This is a genomic window from Vreelandella olivaria (assembly GCF_023507745.1).
Classification (GTDB): Bacteria; Pseudomonadota; Gammaproteobacteria; order Pseudomonadales; family Halomonadaceae; genus Vreelandella; species Vreelandella olivaria_A.
This window is the reverse complement of sequence record NZ_JALPZO010000182.1, coordinates 81116-101008: the sequence shown is the minus strand read 5'-3', so window position 1 is coordinate 101008 and position 19893 is coordinate 81116. Positions and strand designations below refer to the sequence as shown.

The 19893-nt window shown below is 47.4% G+C and carries 16 protein-coding genes; 1 reads left to right on the top strand and 15 read right to left on the bottom strand.

What is annotated here, in order from left to right:
• Positions 1 to 13 precede the first annotated feature (13 nt).
• The 7 genes from HP566_RS21320 to HP566_RS21290 form a co-directional block, all read right to left on the bottom strand.
• Complete coding sequence (locus tag HP566_RS21320; RefSeq protein ID WP_249979308.1) at positions 14 to 826, bottom strand: ABC transporter ATP-binding protein; 813 nt, start codon at positions 824 to 826, stop codon at positions 14 to 16.
• A gap of 322 nt (positions 827 to 1148) precedes the next feature.
• A complete protein-coding gene (locus tag HP566_RS21315; RefSeq protein WP_249979307.1) occupies positions 1149 to 1556 on the bottom strand; it encodes a hypothetical protein in 408 nt (135 codons plus the stop codon).
• A gap of 103 nt (positions 1557 to 1659) precedes the next feature.
• Complete coding sequence (locus HP566_RS21310) at positions 1660 to 3051, bottom strand: MBL fold metallo-hydrolase RNA specificity domain-containing protein (protein WP_249979306.1); 1392 nt, start codon at positions 3049 to 3051, stop codon at positions 1660 to 1662.
• 1470 nt (positions 3052 to 4521) lie between these two features.
• Positions 4522 to 5619 (bottom strand): chain-length determining protein, encoded by a 1098-nt coding sequence (locus HP566_RS21305; RefSeq protein ID WP_249979305.1) that lies wholly within the window; start codon positions 5617 to 5619, stop codon positions 4522 to 4524.
• A gap of 3 nt (positions 5620 to 5622) precedes the next feature.
• On the bottom strand, positions 5623 to 6432 hold the full coding sequence (locus HP566_RS21300) for an ABC transporter permease (protein WP_249979304.1): 810 nt from the start codon (positions 6430 to 6432) through the stop codon (positions 5623 to 5625).
• A gap of 70 nt (positions 6433 to 6502) precedes the next feature.
• Positions 6503 to 8227: a polysaccharide biosynthesis/export family protein gene (locus HP566_RS21295; protein ID WP_249979303.1), complete on the bottom strand. Its 1725-nt coding sequence runs from the start codon at positions 8225 to 8227 to the stop codon at positions 6503 to 6505.
• Positions 8227 to 8634, bottom strand: coding sequence for a DVU3141 family protein (locus HP566_RS21290; protein ID WP_249979302.1), 408 nt, complete (start codon positions 8632 to 8634; stop codon positions 8227 to 8229). Before HP566_RS21290 ends, HP566_RS21295 begins: the two co-directional genes overlap by 1 nt.
• Positions 8635 to 8937: 303 nt before the next feature.
• Here HP566_RS21290 and HP566_RS21285 point away from each other — a divergent pair, with 303 nt between their 5' ends.
• Positions 8938 to 10281 carry a UDP-glucose dehydrogenase family protein gene (locus HP566_RS21285; RefSeq protein WP_249979301.1) on the top strand — a complete coding sequence of 448 codons (1344 nt, stop codon included), beginning with the start codon at positions 8938 to 8940 and terminating at the stop codon, positions 10279 to 10281.
• Between the two features lie 24 nt (positions 10282 to 10305).
• Here HP566_RS21285 and HP566_RS21280 read toward each other — a convergent pair whose 3' ends face one another.
• From HP566_RS21280 to HP566_RS21245, 8 genes are all read right to left on the bottom strand, one after another.
• Positions 10306 to 11571 carry an O-antigen ligase family protein gene (locus HP566_RS21280; protein WP_249979300.1) on the bottom strand — a complete coding sequence of 422 codons (1266 nt, stop codon included), beginning with the start codon at positions 11569 to 11571 and terminating at the stop codon, positions 10306 to 10308.
• A 168-nt stretch (positions 11572 to 11739) separates the two neighbouring features.
• On the bottom strand, positions 11740 to 12747 hold the full coding sequence (gene galE, locus HP566_RS21275) for a UDP-glucose 4-epimerase GalE (protein ID WP_249979299.1): 1008 nt from the start codon (positions 12745 to 12747) through the stop codon (positions 11740 to 11742).
• Between the two features lie 12 nt (positions 12748 to 12759).
• The gene (locus HP566_RS21270; protein WP_249979298.1) at positions 12760 to 14157 is read right to left on the bottom strand and encodes an undecaprenyl-phosphate glucose phosphotransferase; all 1398 of its coding nucleotides are present in this window, start codon (positions 14155 to 14157) and stop codon (positions 12760 to 12762) included.
• A gap of 91 nt (positions 14158 to 14248) precedes the next feature.
• Complete coding sequence (locus HP566_RS21265) at positions 14249 to 15373, bottom strand: glycosyltransferase family 4 protein (protein WP_249979297.1); 1125 nt, start codon at positions 15371 to 15373, stop codon at positions 14249 to 14251.
• 39 nt (positions 15374 to 15412) lie between these two features.
• Positions 15413 to 16411: a glycosyltransferase family 4 protein gene (locus HP566_RS21260; protein WP_249979296.1), complete on the bottom strand. Its 999-nt coding sequence runs from the start codon at positions 16409 to 16411 to the stop codon at positions 15413 to 15415.
• Positions 16404 to 17747, bottom strand: a complete 1344-nt coding sequence (locus HP566_RS21255; RefSeq protein ID WP_249979295.1) for a hypothetical protein — start codon at positions 17745 to 17747, stop codon at positions 16404 to 16406. Before HP566_RS21255 ends, HP566_RS21260 begins: the two co-directional genes overlap by 8 nt.
• A 28-nt stretch (positions 17748 to 17775) precedes the next feature.
• Positions 17776 to 18630: a glycosyltransferase family 2 protein gene (locus HP566_RS21250; protein ID WP_249979294.1), complete on the bottom strand. Its 855-nt coding sequence runs from the start codon at positions 18628 to 18630 to the stop codon at positions 17776 to 17778.
• Positions 18631 to 18633: 3 nt separating this feature from the next.
• Positions 18634 to 19842, bottom strand: a complete 1209-nt coding sequence (locus tag HP566_RS21245) for an oligosaccharide flippase family protein (RefSeq protein WP_249979293.1) — start codon at positions 19840 to 19842, stop codon at positions 18634 to 18636.
• Positions 19843 to 19893: the final 51 nt, after the last annotated feature.

Below are 19893 nucleotides of genomic sequence, written 5' to 3'. Positions count from 1 at the left end.
TCACCTTAAACCATTAATCAAAATATGAGTCACGAAGAGCTGCGTATTGGTCACGCAGCTTTTGGTATTCGACTCTCGCTTGTTCCATTAGCTTTTTTGCGGCTAACACTTCTTTTTCATTAGCACTTTCACTCTCTCCTTGAGTATTACTTTCACTCTCTTGATCGGCCATGCTGTCATGATACGCTTTAATGGCATCATCCACGTTGTCATACCAAACAGCATCACCATTATTTATCCATATTCCTGCATCACATAATTCACGTAAAATGCCTTCGCTGTGTGAAACAATAATAATACTGGCTTTACCTACTTTCTCTTTAAATGCTGCTGTTGCTTTCTTGCGAAAGCGCAAGTCACCTACCGAAGTTGCTTCATCGGATATATAAACATCAAAGTCAAAAGCAAGAGAAAGGCCAAATGATATCCTTGAACGCATGCCTGATGAGTAAGTTCGTACTGGCTCATCAAAGGCACTACCTATTTCTGCAAACGCTTGAACAAACTCAATCACCCGATTGACTTCATTCGCATTACTCCCTTGAGCACGCGCTACAAACTTAACATTCTGGCGACCTGTCATATTGTTTTGCATACCACCAGAAAGCCCCACTGGCCAGGAGACCCGGCTGTGGCGGATTACCTCGCCTTTATCTGGAGAATCCATCCCTGCAATCAAGCGTAATAGCGTGGATTTACCCGCACCATTGGGGCCAATGAGCCCTACACTTACCCCTTTGGGGATAATGAGGTTAATGTCTTTGAGCACCCAGTCGCTACCGTGATGGTTGTGGTAGCGCTTGTAGAGGTTACGAATTTCAATCATTGGGTTTTAGAGGCCATTGATGTTTCAAACTGGCACCTTTGGAAGCCGCTACGCGACTTCTTTCGCGGGTGCCTCGCTACGCTCGTTACCACGCGCGACAGGGGTGGCTTAGCGGATATCTGTCTTTCATTCTGAGCAAGCATTTTGACCCCATAGCGCAGGTAGGCAGTGCGGGAGTAGGTTAGCGAGGTATCAGCGCTTCAAGCGTGTTGGCGCTGAGTACGCCTTCCATCCAACTTTCCAATAGTGGCCTCCTTAATACGGGCTTCTGCCTATTCGGGCAGCTCACCAAACTTTAAGCTCATTAGCTTACGGAGCAGCTTCATACTCTGCCGCCCTTGCTGCGGCGCCGTTCTGCTAAACCAGCCATTTTGCTTTCCTCCTGTGGATAGCGCCTCTGGTAGCCTTGTCGCTCATCTTCGTTTAGATCGCTATAAATATCGACAAAATCTATGTATTTAAGTTGCTTCTCTACGCTTGATTCAAGTGCAAACAGGCCTTGAATAGCTTTGGCATATACTTCAATTTTGTCTTGCTCTGCCCACCTCACATGGTTTAAACGCGCCACAATATTCTGGCTACTGAAAAACTGCTCTTGGCGTATGGGTGTTACTTTGACACTGGGCAATAAGTCATCGGCTTCCTCTGCGGCAAAAAAGGCAAGTGCTTCGCGTGGGTAGTCCAAGATCAGGTTTTTGAAATTTTGATCGTGGCTTTTTCGTTTGGCCATTGCTTGTCCTTGCTACTCGAATTCGAGAGTTTTTGCTGGAAAGGCTTACCGCTTGCCACTGATGCTCATTACTCGTTACCGCGTGCTACGGAGCTGTGCGAGATTACTCTCCATTTATCACTCTCACTTCCTTGCCCTTGTGTGCGTACATTACTTCCAATTTATGTTTGAGCGCTGTTCGGGCATTTCGTTCACCATGCACCAACCTGATGACATGGGGCCAATGGCGCATGCGTTTTACAAAATTGAGCAGGTCTTTTTGATCGGCGTGGGCAGAGTAACCACTGATGGAGGTAACACCCGCTTTAATATCAATACGCTGACCATCTATCTCTACCCAGCCGCCCTGCGGGCCATATTGCTGAATATCTCGCCCTAATGTTCCTGCACCTTGGTAGCCAACAAACAGTACCTGATGACGTTCGTCACCCAGCATCGCTTTAAGATAATTCACTATACGGCCACCGGCGCACATACCGCTGGCGGCGATGACCACTGCAGGGCGGCCAGTTTTGGCTAGATACTCAACAGTTTGTTCGTGCTCGGTGTGGCTATCTACTGTATAGAGATTGACGAAGTTAAGGGGGTGACGGCCACTGCGCAAGCGACGCTGGGCCTCTTTATCCCAGAAGGGTTTGAGCTGGCGGTACACCTGGGTAAAGCGGGCAGCCAAAGGTGAGTCCACAATGATTTCCAGATCACGCCAGAGGCCCTTCCTGGCCTCATAAATGATTCCTTCCAGTTCATAGAGCAACTCTTGTGTGCGGCCAATGCTGAAAGCAGGCACCATCACTGTGCCTCCGTTAGCGAGTGCTTGCTCTATGGCTTTTTTGAGTACAACGCGGCGATGGCGTCGGCTCGGGTGGAACCGATCGCCATAAGTGCTTTCCAGTACCAGTTGGTCACAGCCATAGGGTGATTGCGGTGCGGGTAATAGCGGCGCATAGGGAGCGCCTAAATCACCGCTGAAGATAACCCGCTCTTTTTCACCACATTCGTTCTGATGGGCTATCTCTATATAAGTCGAACCAAGGATATGCCCTGCTCGCTTGAGCTTGATGCGGGTCTTCGTGGCCCCTTCTTCAATTACCGTGTGCCATTTACCGTAAGGGACACTGACAATTTGCGACTCAAGCTGCGCCTGAAAACGCTCTATCAGCTGGGCATTGCGGGTAAAGCCAATTTTCAGAGCATCTTCAATCACCAAGGGCAGTAACTTGGCCGAGGGTATTGAGCAGATAATCGGCCCTTTGAAGCCTGCGGCTAGCAGGTATGGTAGACGCCCTACATGGTCAATGTGTACGTGGGTAATGATCAGGGCTTTTACAGTACTGATATCGAATCCGATTTGTAGCTGCTCGAATGCGTCTTCTGTGGCGTCTTCGCCCTGAAAGAGGCCACAATCTACCAGCAGGGATTCGTTTTTATTCAGAATCAATTGGTGGCAGCTGCCGGTGACACCAGTGGCCCCGCCGTGGTGGATTATATCAAGCATTCGAAACCGTGATTTTTGAGATAGTGATTTGTGAGCAATGAGAGGCGGTGCCGGGGTTGGGTTGCGTGCCATTGGGCGTCTTGCAGACGCCTCCCGCGGGTGCCTCGAAACGCTCGCCGAACTCGCTTTCTCGTTACCACGCGCTACGGGTATGTGCTTCCACGACGTCATGTGAATGCGTGATCTAGCAGCGCGTGGTTAGAGCAGGAGCAGCGCGGAGTAGTGTCGGGGTTATGCCGGGGCCGCCGCTGCGGGTTCCTTGATTTATTGGTTCATCGCATTATGAAGGGCTCGCAAACCTTACTTTAGGCCGATCCCATTTTTTAAGCACTGACTCGACAAACCAGTTTGAATCAATTTGGTCAAATTCGCTTTCGTAGATATCCAGAAAGCCATCAGGTGTAGCTTCTGCAAAATGCAGATGCATTTCACTTGAATTATCAAAAAAATAGGCCCTTCTACATTTCACAACCATCTCATGTAAAAGTGACAAACTTGCTTGGTAACGACTTGTTATTTTACCTGAAGGGACATCGTGCCCTCCACTAGAAACTCTTTGTGCAACACGCGCCTGATTGATCTCAGGACTAGAGGTACAAATATAATAGAGATAGGGTTCAAACCCTAAACCAAGTGCCTTTTCAACAAATCTTAGTGGCTACTATGACTCATAACTGATTCATAGGTGAGAGAGAGGCCAGATTCCAGCCAATCCTCTCTCAGGCCTATGGCAATCGCTTGAGCAGATATCGCAGCAAAATAAGCTTCAAAATCCTTGGCAAAATGATTTAAGGGTACATTGCCAGTAGACATTGCTGTTGATGTTCTTTCCATTACGCTATTCAGCTCAATGTGCTTAGCAATATCATCAGGATTTAAATATTGCCCCAATGGTATTTTTTACTAAGCAAGAATTGAGTCAGGATAGTTTTACCTGACCCATTCGGGCCAGCAATTAGCCTTAACCTTGGCACAAATACTCCCTAAGATTGAAAGGCTGTGCTTTTTTTAATTTTTTGAGCTGTCTGACCTCATGGTCTGGCGACTCCTCAACCAGATAGCCATCACGTTCATATACAACAGAGACACCTGCTTCCAGGTTTTTCGAATAGCCGCACGCGAGGATTCGCTCGCAAACTGCATAAGTGAGCGGGTGTCTTGCATTGGATCTTTTCTCTTACCCTTGCGCACAACCGCTAGCTTTTCGGGGTTTGATTTCATACTCATGGCTTTTCCCATCTCAGCAAAGCTTGTGAAGCCTTAGATCCATTATAGATCATGTGGTTCGAATTGAGCGGACTTCTGGGTTCTATCCATAGCCTTTCAATTTACAGTGGCACTATGGCGTACAATGGCTTTATCAGGGCGGCTAACGCCGCCGCGGGTGTCTCTTCGCTCGCTGTCTCGCTCTTTTACACCGCGCTAGGTGGACTTTCCTCCCCCCTACTCTCTACCCCCTTCCCCCCTCATTTAATCACGGTGATCTTTAATGATCATGATCATCATGCTGAGGATGAAGGCCAGGAAAATCGTGATAATGGCGAAAACGGTGCTGTTATAAAGCCTGCGTGGTTCGGTAGGGTACTCAGGCATCAACGGGCTTTGCAATACGCTTACCTGCTTAAGTTGGCGAGCCGCTTCCAAGCGAGTATTTTCCAGGGAGGCTAATGCACTTGAATAGGTTTCCTGGGCAAACTGCGCCTGAAGCTCCAGAGTTTCATACTCGGCAGAGATGCGGTTAAGTGAGTCGCCGGTTGCCTGGGCTAACCTGTCACGCTGTTCAATAATCTGGTCGCGCAGCGCTTCAATGTTGCGCTCTACCTGGCGTAACTCAGCGGACTGGGCACTTTGAAAACTAGCCAGCGCATTGCGCTGAGCCTGAAACCGCGCCAAATCCGCTTCCAGCGTTGCGACTACCTGATTAATGCTCTCTACCGTAGAGGTTGGCGAAACCAAACCATGCTCGTTTTGGTAGTCCAGCAGTGCTGCACGGGTTTCAGTAAAGCGTTCGTCCAGGCGTACCATTTGTTGCTCTAGAAAGCGTACCTGCTCCTCCGCCAGCCGGTGCCCCATTTGATTCATATGGTTTTCGCCAGCCTCTAACAACAGCGATGCCATACTATGGGCGAATTCGGGGGTGTATCCTTGCACATAGATATTAAGTACACCGGCGTACTCATCCAGCTCGACTTCTACCCGGCGCAGATAGTATTTGTGCAGGTCTTCGATAGGCACATTAGGGTTGCGCAGTTTGGCAAACAAATCACCGTTCTCACTGTAATGCTGACGTATACCGAGCTGTTCATCCAGTAAGCGCAGCATATCCACAGAGAGTAAGTGCTCGCGCAGGAGCAATAAATCGTGCGTGTTGCCCCCCCCGCCGCCCATCAATGATGAGAGACTAAACTCAGGTGTCGCCACCTGTGGGCTTTCCAGCACCACCGTCGCACGGGAAACATAGCGTTCTTCTGCCCATATAAACCAATAGAAGCTCACCAGCACAATTGCGATTAGAGCAAGAGCCCAGTGGGGAGCAGAGGTAACAAATCGACGTAATGATGAGTGCATGGATTATTTGGCCTTCAAACGGTCAACAAAGCGCAGGTGCATTAATAGCCCCAAAGCGTTCAATGAAAGCGTCACCAGCCAGAAATAGAGCATGCTGGTACCGTGGATAGTTTGGTAGTTATCAAAAAAACCTAAGCGCAATGTTTCTAACGCATGAGGGATTGGGTTGAGCATTAAATATTCCAGTAACCAATGGGGTAGCTGATTTAGCGGAAAGATTACGCCCGATATAATAAGTAGTGGCAACGAAAGCATACGGATAATACGGCCTACTTCTGGTACTAACGTGGCAGCTACCGATGTAAACAACCCCAAACCCAGGCCTAGATACCAAAGCGATAGCCAAGCGGCCATAGCACGAATAGCATTGTCAGGGTATAAGTCCAGCCCGAGCATTAACCCACCGACAATAAATAGTAGAAATACAAAGGTACGCAGCATCCCTTCCAGAAAGTTACGCACCAATACCGGGTCAACGGGCTGCACCTGACGGTAGGCAAACAAGGCGCTATTCCCTTCTATAGCCCCCATCCCACGCAGCATGCCCTCGCGCACCAGGAAGAAACCCATCAAACCGGCAATCATCCAGGGAATGAATTCAGCATTAACGATTAACCTGTCACCGCGGATGAAACTACGAATACCCACCATGATGGCGACAAGAGCGACAGGCTCGAAGATCATCCAGAACCAGCCCATCCGATCCGCCATGGTGCGGGAAATAGCCTCACGCATAAACATGGCGTACCACACACTGCGGGTTACTTGCCAAGGGGTGCGCGCTCCTTTCGGAGCGCTAGTGCTATTTGCCATAGTGTTTCTTTATTCAGAAATACATGGTTAGTGAGTAGTGAATTTATTCACCACTCACCACTGACCACCATTACAAATCAAGTGCGACACGGGTGGTAACGGCTATCTGGAACAGTATTTGCGTAAGTGTGGAGGCCAACTGTAGGTTGTGGGTAGGAGCTTTGGGCATTACGAGAATTTCATCGCCTGGGCGAAGCGGGGAATTCTTCGCATGCTCAACAGCGCCGTTCTGGCGAACCAGCAGGATATGGCTGTCATCCGCGCGCTCGGTAAAGCCACCTGCGCCGTTTACATAGTCGATAACACTCATACCTGGACGGTATACCACCGCTTGGGGCACCAGTACTTCGCCACTGATAAGTACAGAATCACTAATCTCAGGAATGGTAATCACATCACCATCCTGTAACCGAATATCGGCAATGCCATCGGAAGTTGCGACGACCAACCGGCCGCTTGGCTCCAACTCACGTGCACGCTCAATAAAGCGTTCAATCAACTCTGCTTCGCGCAGGCGGATTTGCGCTTCTTCATCAGTGCGGGATGAGGCCCCCAGATAAGTCGTCTCTAACCGGCGCAGGCTATCCTCCAAGGATTGCTCCTGCTGCCGGCGAACACTTTCGCGACTCAACGAAATACTTTCCAGGGCGGTTAGCCTTTCCGGTACGGCGATGGCATCCAGTAGCTCACTCAGCCGTGCATTACGGGGTAACGCATAACGGGATGGCCCGTAATAACTGCCTTCCACTTCAACCACGATGGTTTCGCTGCGCTGATCAGCACTGAACAGCACTTCGTCGCCACTGCGAATCGTTTGACCTGAGAACATCGCCAGAGGGAAATATTGGGCAATGGGGCCATCATCACGATCCCCACGTAGCAACACATGAGAAACACCGCTTTTCAAACGCGCCAGCCGAACCAGTTCAGCGCCACTTAGGCTATGGCCAACCAACTCGTAGCGATGCTCGCGATGCACGTCACCTACTACTGCAATGGCGGGGCCACGCTCTTCCACTACGATGGTATCGCCATCCTGGAACTGAGGGCGCGGAATATCACCTTCAATGAGGAAATCGTAAAGGTCTACAGTCGCAACCTGTTGACCATCCCGCATTACACGAATCTGGCGGTAGCTACCCAAATCCTGGTCGATACCACCCGCCTGATCGAGAAAGTAAAGCAATGAATCGTTAGGCGTACCGGCGTAGCGCCCTGGGTTCTCAACATAACCTGTCACATAAACGGCAACAGGTTGTACGCCTTGTAGGTTGGTATAGACTTCAACATTATCCGGGTAGACAGAGGTGATCGCCTGACGCACGCTGGCATCCACTTGCTGGCTGTTCTGCCCTTCCACATTGAGAGGGCCAGAGCCGGGGATAAAGATGTTGCCTTGGGCATCAACCGGAAATACACGATCCAGCTCAAAGGCACCCCAGGCGCGCACGGTCACCTGATCTCCTGGTTTGATCCGGTAATCCGGATTCAAGCCATCCCCCATAGCCCCCCGGAAACCACCGGTAAACAGGTTAAAGCCAAAGGGCGGTAACGCATCAGGGTCGCGGGGCGGTGTGGAGATTGGCCCATAGGTACCGCTGCGCCAGTCTGCACGTGGGGTATCTTCCACCTGCTGTTCCTGCTGGGGCTGGCTGCGCTCTGTTGAAAGGGTATCACCGGGTAGGCTAAGCAGCTGGGACCAGGCGGGCGTACTAAAGGTTGTTATCAATACCAGCGATGTAGCAGCAAGTGCTTTGCCCCATATAGCTGGCTTTTTTAACATCGGTCCTTTCATCAATTACGCCCTTCTAAGGATTGGGTAATCACTCGCTGGTCTACCCAGCCATTCGACGTTTCGCACGCCAGTCCACGGCGTGAGGCGCCACTGGCATCGATAATGCTCAAGCGCCGACATGCGCGCCCGCTGGCTGCCAGATAGGGCTCATCAGCTACCACTTCCACGTTATCTCCCCAAGGGCTTCTCACCAGATTGAGAATACCGCCCGCAGGTGCCTGGGCAAGAAAACCGTTTAGGCTTTCGTCCTGAATAGGTTTTGCCGCATCATTGTTGAGCACATAACGCGGTTGGTCCGAAGAGCTTCCGGAAGGGTAGTTGGTGGCGCAGCCGCTAACCACGGCAACGCTTAACGCCGCCAGCAGCATGCGAGCCGACCGCGATAGAGAAACGGGGGAATTTAACATATAGATTTCCAGTAAAAAGGCACGCTACCGCCCAGGGATTATAACGGGCGCATTCCCTTGCCCTACGCTGTGCGGATGAAAAGTGGTTACCTGTGCTATTAAAATGCACGTGACATTGTAAGGGATTAACCCGCAAGGCTCCACGTTAACAAACATTGTATAACCTACTCATTTTACTTGGGTTCATAACCAATCGGTTTGTAAGGGAAAATAGCTATACTAACGCTCTGTTTTCTCAACACGGGGCTGTCATAACCTTGTGATAAGCTCCATAAAACGGTCGTTCAAGCGAGATGTGGTGCCATGAATATTACGGTATTTGGGACAGGCTATGTGGGCCTGGTGGCAGGTGCCTGCCTTGCTGAGGTAGGCCATCAAGTCACCTGCATGGATATCAACCCTGAACGCATTGCCCAGCTGAATGCTGGCGAAAGCCCTATTTTCGAACCTGGCCTCAGCACACTCTTGCAACAAAACAGAGAATCCGGGCGCCTACACTTCACCACCAGCGCCGCAGAAGCGGTCGCACAAGGTGACTTGCTCTTTATTGCGGTGGGTACACCTGCTGATGAAGATGGCAGTGCCGATTTACGTTATGTTTTGGATGTTGCCCGCAGTATTGGCGAGCATATGGATGGCTACAAGCTGGTCATTGATAAATCAACCGTTCCCGTGGGTACCGCAGAGAAAGTGGCCGAATCCATTACCAGTGCCCAACTTCTACGCAGCACCGATCACCCTTTTGATGTGTGCTCAAATCCAGAGTTTATGAAAGAGGGTGCCGCCATTGAGGACTTCACCCGCGGTGCGCGCATTATAGTTGGCACCGAGAGCGAACGGGTAAAAGCATTGATGCATGAGTGCTATGCGCCCTATAACCGCAACCACGATAAGCTTATGTTTATGAGCGTGCGCGCCGCAGAACTAACAAAATACGCCGCTAATGCCATGCTGGCTACCAAGATAAGCTTTATGAACGAGGTCGCGGGATTGGCCGAACGGCTTAATGTTGATATTGAGGAAGTACGCCGAGGCATTGGTAGTGACCCGCGCATTGGTTACCACTTTATTTACCCCGGCTGCGGTTATGGCGGCTCCTGTTTCCCCAAGGATGTCTCTGCACTCGAACGTACCGCGAAACAGCTAGGGTTTGAAACCGAGTTACTGGGTGCAGTTGAATCAGTCAACACCCGCCAGAAACACACTCTGTTTACCAAGCTTGCGGCTCACCTTGGCGACCTTAACGGCAAAACCATTGCAGTGTGGGGGTTAGCCTTTAAACCTAATACGGATGATATGCGTGAGGCGCCCAGCCGAACCTTAATTGAAGCACTTTGGCAGGCCGGTGCAACGGTGCAGGCTTTTGACCCCGAGGCTATGCACGAGTGTCGACGTCTTTACGGAGAGCGCGATGACTTAGTACTGGCCGGTGACCGCATTCAAGCGGTCAAAGGTGCCGATGCACTGGTAATTTGTACTGAATGGAAGGCGTTTCGGAGCGTTGATTTTACCTGGCTTGCCGAGCAGCTTAACGACAAACTGGTAGTGGATGGACGTAACCTTTACGCCCCGCATGCCGTGGCTAATGCAGGGCTGCGTTACATCGGAGTTGGCCGTGGCAGTGAGCATGCACCCATAACATTTTGAAGGGCTATGGGCACATGGCTGCCGTTATAAGGGCTTGGCTATGCCAAGGTGATAGCGATAGCTCCCCCAAAGTATTACCAGCAGAAAAGCGTACACCATCACCCCGCTATTATGGGTAAGAAAGGCCTGGGAAAGCCCAAAGTCGATGTAGGTAACAGGCAGCAAGACCCCAGCGGTGGCCAGTGCGCGCGTTGAGAGATCCGGCGCCTGAAGCTGGCGGGAAAATAAGCGCATAGGAATTAGATAGAGCGCCAACAGCACGATAAAGCCTATGATGCCGCGCTTGGCAAACGCATCGACAAACTCGTTATGAGCATGGCCATATTGGGCAGCTTCAGTATCAATAACGCCCTCTTCACCCAATTGCCACATAGCATCCTTGTAGCCGTTGGAACCCCAGCCAGTGATTGGCTTTTCCTGAATCAGAAGCGCAGCACCACGCCACATCTCAAACCGGGCACCCACCGAAGTACCACGATTTTCGCCTGAAATGTATAGCCCTACATCCTCAACCGCCTGATGAACCCGCCCCTGCACACCTAGTTGCGGCACGGCATACACCGTCATACCGCCAACCAGCATGGCCACCAGCGCAATCACCTGTAATTTAGGGGCTAAATTTCTACCATAAGCGCGATAGAGCACCAACAGCACGATAGGAAACCCAACCCAGCCCCCCCGGCTACCGGAAAAAAGCGAGCCTAAAATGCCTGCCACCGCTCCTAGCAACAGCAGACAAACCCAGAGTTTGCGCTGCCGTTGAACCACCGCCCAGCCCAAGCCAGCCAGACACAGCACCCCAAGCAACATACTTAAATTGCCAAATTGAATAACGTGGGTATGCCCTTGTGCCCGCTCAACACCTACCACCAGTTTCTGCCAGGCGGCCCAGGTTCCAGCCCCTAAAGCGCCAATGGCAAAGCCGCTCCATAGAAACGGTAATTTTGGTGGGTAACGGAGCACCCAAAAAAGCGCGGGAATTGCCAAGAGAAATCGGCTGGGCTTATCAAATCCTTTACTTCCCTGGCCGTCCCACCATGCTTCTGCCATGGTGACCAAAACATAACCAAGCAACGCTGCAATAATCCATACATCAGCCCTGGTAATTGCCGGAATGCGCAAAGAGACAATCAACCCCAGTCCACCTAACAGCAGAAGCACGGCACCTAGCGAGTAACCGCTTGGCACCACCAACGATAACGCACCAAACAGGAATACAGCAACACAAGTATATAGCTGCGGAAGGTTACGCTCTGTGCCTGTAAAGCGATCATTTGTAGCCAGTTTCAAAGCAAACATCCTTTTAGTGCTCTAAAGACGAGCAGGAATACAAAAAGGGCATGATATTATCACAATTCAACGTTTTGTAAGCTGTGAAAGCCATTCTGTAATCTATCAGCTAAACAGCCTTCATACGGGAATATCACAATACGCTTGAGACCGAATCCATTCAGTTGTTCAACTGTTTTCGCTAGAAGTGAATTGCTGCCAGCGCCATGTGTCCACCATCATATCAACCAGTGATTTCCTGGTACGCCAGCCTAATTCTCTTTCTGCTTTTTCTGAACTCGCCCAAAATGCCGCTAAGTCCCCTTTTCTACGTGGCGCAAAGCGGTAAGGTACATCGACACCTGTGGCCAGGATAAATGCATCGACCATCTCCTGCACAGAGACACCTTTACCGGCCCCCAGGTTGTAATAATGTACACCCGGTTGCTCCAGGGTCTGTAGCGCCATTCTATGCCCTACTGCCAAATCGACCACATGCAGATAATCACGTACACAGGTTCCGTCGTCGGTAGGGTAATCGTTGCCGTAGATAAGCAACTCCGGCAAAACGCCAGCAGCGACCTGGCTAATATAGGGCATTAAATTATTCGGTATACCTTGAGGAGATTCGCCAATGTAGCCCGATGGATGCGCCCCAATGGGGTTGAAGTAGCGCAAAATTGAAAAAGACCACTGCGGATCGCTACTGCTTAAGTCTTCAAGCACTTTTTCTATCATCGCTTTGGAGGCACCATAGGGGCTGCTTGCACTTCCCCGAGCCATGGTTTCCATGTAGGGCGGTTCGGCCTCATGCCCATAAACAGTGGCTGAAGAGCTGAATATCAGGCGCTTTACCCCCGCTTGCTCCATCGCCTTGCAGAGTGAGATTGAGCCATAGACGTTTGCATCGTAATACGCTAATGGGTTCGATACGCTTTCACCCACTGCCTTCAAGCCCGCACAATGAATCACGGCCTTAATATTGTGAGCTTTGAAAATCACCCCCAATAGAGCGGCATCACGCACATCGCCTTTATAAAACTCCACCTCTTTTTGGCTGATGGTTTTGATACGGTCAACTACCGTGCAAACGCTGTTGGAGAGGTTATCCAGAATAACCACCTGATGACCAGCATCCAGTAGTTCTACCGCTATATGAGAGCCGATATAACCGGTACCGCCTGTTAGTAAAATCATATCTTTCTATGATCAGTAAGCATTTTTATTAATAAAACCTTTGAATATGGTTAACAGTACAATGCGAAGGTCAAGCCATACCGACCAATTGTCGATATACCAAAGGTCAAATTCGATGCGTTTTTCAAGGCTAGTATCGCCACGCCAGCCATTAATCTGTGCCCACCCTGTTATACCTGCTTTCACCAGATGCTTTTGCATATAGCCGGGTATTTCATGCTGGAACTGTTGAACAAACACAGTTCTTTCAGGCCGTGGACCCACGATCGACATATCACCTTTTAAGACGTTGATAAACTGAGGTAGCTCATCAAGGCTAGTTCGGCGAATAAACCCACCAAAACGCGTCACCTTTTTATTTTTCGCGCCACCCCACTGCACGCCACCCTGCTCTGAGTCGACCGGCATTGAGCGGAATTTAAGCATCCAAAAGGGGCGGCCATTCCAACTTACCCGCTCTTGGCGATAGAAAATTGGGCCTGGTGAACTGAGCCTTACGCCAATCGCAACAAAACACAGCACCGGCAAAATCATCAATAGAATGATGGCGGATAAGATAATGTCCAGGCAGCGCTTTTTGAACCGGCTCCAGCCGGTCATGGGCGAACAGCTCACGTTGATCAAATGCATACCGGCAATGTTATCAGTACTGTGATTGATCAGACGTAGATCCGACATATTGGGTAATAAACGGATATTGGCAGTCACCGTATCCAGTGAGTTGATGATCTTCTGTGCTTCGTAGCCTCGTGAAAGCGGCAAGCATATCCAAACTTCCTGCTCTTTTACATGGACTCGTTTACTAGGTTCATAGTTTTCAACGACCCCGATATATTTTTTCAAACGTTTTCTTAGTCGGTAATCTACTACCAGCACCCGGGTGATGTAAAACCCTTGGCCGGGATCGCGACGCAGCGAATAGTACGCGTTACGACAAGAAGCGGCATCTCCTATCAGCAAAACGCTGCGGCGGTTTTTGCCCTGTGCCCGTAACCGCTTAACAAAGGGATAGGCCGCCCACCTCAGTAATAGTGAAAAAGATGCAGCCAGTGCTACCCACCCAAAGAACCATAGCCGGGAAAAATCAAAAAGCTGAAAAACAAACATAACGATCATGATGCTAACGCACCACAATAGATAAATACCCATCAGCCGTGTAGCCAACACTGTCCATAAATGCCCACGCCAGGAGCGATAAAGGCCACAATTAGGAAATAACCATAGCTGCAGGAGTCCGCCGACCAAAATGGCCCAGCTATAGCGCTCCTCAACAGTTGTCCATGTATCAAAACGCAGCACATAGGCTAGCCAACCTGCCAGCAGTACAGAAAAAAGATCCACACTGCGAAATATGATGGAGGATAGCCAGTCGTATTTACGGCGGACTGGGCGCTGATCTGATGAGGGCATGTAACCTTCCAAACTGGTCAAGTAATTAGCCTACTGCTTAATAAACTATCTGTCGTGAAAACAGCGATAAAGCACGCTGCCGAAGTGGCAGTCAGAAGCCTCTCTGCTCTACAAATTCATTCCATTTGGTATCCACAAAAGCGCTCAGTTCTTGCTTGAACCGTGCTTCAGAAAACTGCTCTGCGTGATAGCGAATGGCTTGAGCATCGAAGGCAATCCCCTCGTGCTCGAATTGCTCAACACTTTGCTGAATAGCGGCACTGGTTTGTTCAAAAAAATGAGCACCAGTTTCACCATGACGTACTGTTTCAAACGCCCCACCGCGCCCATAAGCAATCACGGGCGTACCGCATGCCTGTGCCTCAATAGGCATAATCCCGAAATCTTCTTCAGCTGCAAAAATAAACGCTTTGGCTCGCTGCATATAAGCTTGCAGTATCTCGGTAGGTTGATAACCCAAGAAGGTGATGTTGGGTGTCAGCATCTGTTTAATTTTTTCAGCCTGTTCGCCCGTTCCTATCACAACTAGCTTTTTATCAGGCATTTTAGTGAATGCCTCGACAATCAGGCTAATTCGCTTATAGGGGACCAAGCGTGAAGCCGCTAGGTAAAAATTCTCTTTCTGCTCATACAGATTGAAATTCTCCACATCGACATTGGGGTATATAACGCTTGCTTCACGGCGGTATACTTTATTAATGCGGCGCGCAATATAGCGGGAATTGGCGATGAAATGATCCACCCCATTTGACGTCCGACAATCCCATAGCCTCAAGCGGTGAAGCAGATAGCGGGCCACGTTGCCTTTTAACCCTTTCGCCATACCTGAATCCGCTAGGTATTGGTGCTGAAAGTCCCAGGCGTAACGCATCGGTGTATGGCAGTAACAAATATGCAGTTGATCAGGCCCTGTGATCACCCCTTTGGCAACCGCATGTGAGCTTGAGATAATTACGTCGTAACGCGATAGGTCAAGTTGCTCTACAGCATAAGGCATCAGCGCCAAATATTTTTGGTAGTGCTTCTTCGCACCAGGCAGTCTGGCAATGAAGGATTGCTTTATGTTGCGGTTTTCAAAACCAGTGCCTTTGAATGCTTCAGCATCGTAAATATTGGTGTAAATATCGGCATCGGAAAACAACTCCAAGATGGCTTCTTCCACCTTCTCAGAACCTGCATAAGACACTAGCCAGTCACTTACTATCGCAACTTTCATACTCTCCCTCGCTCTACCACAGCCGTTCACTCTGTTTGCTTAACGTGTAAAATCACTAAAGCTGCTTTTAATTTTGTTAGCAACATCATCCCAATTATATTTTCGGGCTTGAATAATGCCGTTTTCACGCAACGTTACGCCGTTTTCTGGGTTAGAGGCAAAATTGAATGCCTCAATTAATTGCTGCTCGTTGGTAGGATCAAAATAATGTGCTGCATTGCCAGCCACCTCAGATAAAGAAGTACGATTGCTGCTAAGAACAAGTGTATTGGAGGCCATCGCTTCGATCACAGGCAAACCAAAGCCTTCGTAAAGCGAAGGCATGATGAGAGCGCTTGCACCACGATACCAAGCGGGCAAGTCACTCTCCTCGATAAAGCCTGCCGCCCTAACTCGGTCAGCTATGCCTAATTGATCAACTAACGTGCTGACTGTATCAGAGAACCGACCACTCAGTATTAGTAAGAAATTATCCCGCACGGTACTTTTGGCGAAGGCTCTTATCATAAACTCTATATTTTTATGCGGTTTTTGGTTTCCCACATAAAGAAAATACGGCTCACCGAGGGAATGCATACGCTGGTTTTCTGTGAAAATAGGGTCAACCCCATTCCCCACCACTACTATTTTATCAGGGTCAACACCCGCCCATTCCACAATCCTGTTCTTCGAGTAGGTAGATACGGTAAATACACAGGCCGCCTTCTTAACAGCGGGTAAAATTAGTTTCTGGTAATAAGCGCGTTTCAGATAAGAGCTTTCTTGCTCTACATCAAGATGAATAAGGTCATGCAACGTCATAAAAATAGAGATATTCGCAAGTAATGGTGGATTGTATCCAGGCGTAAAAAAGCAGTTAGCCGATTTATGTTTCAGCCTTAACGCCATACCACTTTTAACTCCATCAAGAGGTGCCGCTGGATTTCCCTCAGCCGCCAGAGGCGTATACTCAAGGCGCGACAATACCTCGGTTGCAAATCTCCCAATGCCATGGGGCCCGATCCAGCGATGGTCTGCAATGCACGCCAATTTATTCATTTATAACTCTCAGTTTCTTTGATGCTGAATAATTAAATATCATTAAAACAAATAGCGTGATCCAGAAATACATACGCAATACGTTTTGATTACCCTGCATTAATAAAAACTGGCCTAATACAGCTATACACATACTGGTTTGTAGCAGGTCACTTTCATTTAAGGGTTTTTTCAATAACCGAGGAATTGTTATCCACAACAGCCAACCTAAAAATAGAGCAATGCCGACAAGCCCTGTCGCTGCGGTAATTTCAAGTACTGGAACCAGACCTTCGTTTGTACGTATTTCATCGCTTGTGGGCTCATTGATGCCTTTATTTCGCGCGATACCCTTTGCAATGTTGCCTAACCCAACACCAAGCCAGAGATGTTGGCTCGTTAACTCTACTGTATCTAGCATATCTTGACGACGGATACTGACAGAATGATCAGACCTCTCTCCGATACCTGTTCCATTCATCACGCTCTGACGTATAAGCGCTTCAACCTGAGACGTATTCTTCTCCATTGATTGTTGCGCAAGATAGTCAGTTGAAAAACTCACTATTGTAAAAAATAGAATGGCACTGCCTATAAAACCAGCTTGACGCCAAATATCGCCTTTCCAGTATTGCCTTGCTGGTGGTAATATAATCAACCTATAAATAGCGATACATGGAACTGCCAATACGCCAATAAACAAAGCCAGTCGTGAAGAGCTAAGAATAAGTGCTAACGCGGAAAAATAAAATAGCCAGCGGATTATATAATTACGCTTGCTATCTATCCACACAGCATTCATCAAAAAGAAAGAAATTAAAAAATAGGGAAAAACAGCCAAGGCATAATAAGAAGGTTCGTACATAAAACCATTAACTCTGGCTATTGTTCCTTCATACCACCACTGTTGGACAAAAAATATATCTCCAAAACCAAACAAGGAAATTATAAACTGCCCTATTCCAACCGCAGAGATAACAATACCTGATAAGAGATAAAGATCGAAACAGCGAAACTTTGACATTTCCAGCCAAGGGGCTTTTGCACCTAACACCATGCCTAAATAAATTAGCATAGCAATCGTATAGACGTAGTTTCGGAAACCGCCATTCATCACACAAAATAAAATTGCAAGTAGTGCCCAGATTAATATAGGTATGTCTATTTTTTCAAAAAAATAACGTGGCGATACAGAAGAAAAAACTGTTAGCCATAAAATGGGAGCAAACACAATTAACATTAAGAAACCAAGCTTTAGCTCAAAGCCTAATGAAATAGCAACTAAATCATTAGCCGCTACAACAAAAAGCAGAAAAAGGAAACTATTTAAAAACTTAGAATCTTTAACAGCCATCATCTATGCCCTTTTATAAAAAAACAAAAAGTCACTTACTCCCAACCCCTTTGAATCTTTTATAAAAACCAGAAATCAATCCTGCAAATCTCATAAAATAGCGATAAGATTTTTTTCTATCCCAAAAGTTATAGATCACAACACCAAGCAGGCTTTTAAAAGCGAACATTAAAACATTAATACAAACATGAGGTTTATTGTAATGCTTTATTGCAAGTGATGCGGTGCCTTCAGCATAGCTAAAATAACGTTTAGCCGGAGCATCTTTCTTGCTCGGATGTCTAAAACAAGTTTCAGCAATATAATACATATTTAAGTCACTATCTAACGCGCGCACCATTAGATCTTTTGCTTCTTCAGCTCCATAAGGGCTGCCCACGCCCAGCATTGGATCAAACCCGTCTAAAGATTTGATCTCATCTGCCTTCCAAACTTGAGAGAATTCTATAGTTACAGAGTGAAAATTCTTTTTATCAATTTTACAATCCATATTGGGGAACGGCAACATAACTACTTCATCAAGCTCTAAATCAAACACGCGAAAACTAATCATTGCTGCATTGGAATATTTTTCAAACCCTTTTATAACACTTGATAAAAAATTATCTTCAATAACGGCATCATCATCACAAAAATTAATATATTTACCTGTAGCTTTTTCAAGCCCAAGATTCCTTGCGTGAGATGCTCCTTTTTTTTCACTATGAATATAAGTTATCTTTGAATGCCAGCCTTCAGACAATACGTTCTGGATAAAGCCGACAGCATTCTGATCCACCAGAATAACTTCAAGACTATCATCCCATTGTTTTTCTATACTTTTAAAAAGCTGGATAAGCTCTTCTGCGCGCCCTATTGTTGGCACAATTATGGTTAGCATAACCATGAATCACCCCCTCATTTTCAGTATAAAAAAATAACCTAAAAAAACCAAAAACTCACTAACCAGAATCGCGAATACCGCGCCAACCACCCCAAATGTCTTAATAAGCACTATATTTATAAGAACGCTTATAAACCCTACAATTATTTGAACGAACGCTCTTTCTTTTTGCAGTCCCGCGCCAGTCATTGCCTCACCTAAAAGGTGATGCAACGCAAATAATACCGGCAATGGACATAATAATCTTATTAGATCAACAGCCCCTTCATAATCTTCGCCTAGTATAAAGGGTACAGTTGGTGATAAAAAATAAATCGATAGCGATGCAAATAAGCTATAAGCCAACAGAGGCAATGCAAGCCGCCTACTTAATTCTAATGCTCCTCTTATTTCTTTTCGTCCAGCGCGGAAATAACTCGGGTAAGCCGCTTGAAAAAGAGCGATGATCGGTATCAAAGACATTTGCACAACTCGATATGCTGCTGAATAAACCCCAACATCATACAAAGTACCTATTCTTGATAAGACTATTTTATCTACATTCGCGTTAATGGCTTGACTACTACCTGAAAAAGAAAAATAAATACTGCGATAGATATCTTTATAATAAACTCTCACCTTGCACTTAAATAGATCGTATTTTTTAATTACCAGATATAAACACCACACCGCTATCAAACTAGTGAACACTATATTAAAAACAATCCATGTTGATAGTGAAAGCCACCCAGTTGACAAAAGAACAGTGGCTAATAAAACACGAGTCAAACTAATACTTAGATACGCTAGCGATACTTTTTTTAGATTTTCTTTTGCTTGCCATGCATGTGTAGCAACATCTAATAAACGATAACTCACCAACTCTGTGAGCAAAATAAGAAGCACCATCCATTGAGGACTATCATAAAAACTTACTACAATCCAAGAAAATAAAACTGCAGCAATGATGCCAATAAATAACGTTGCGAATAAGGGGGTCCAGAAATAATATGGCAGCAGTCTAGGAAGCCTTGAAACTCGCATCACCATCGTATTATGCGTTCCTAACCCAGAAAAAGGATATATTAGCTGTGCAATTGAAAACATTGCCATAAAAAAGCCAAAATCACTCGCTCCGAACCCTCTTGCGAGTATGATAAAAAGGCCAGCCTGAGCAACTACTTTTCCTCCTTGTGCGACTAATGCCCAGGCACTATTTTTTATAAGAATTGACATGAAATTTATCGTTATCCTAATAACTCATTAATTAAAAGTAGTGATTGCTTT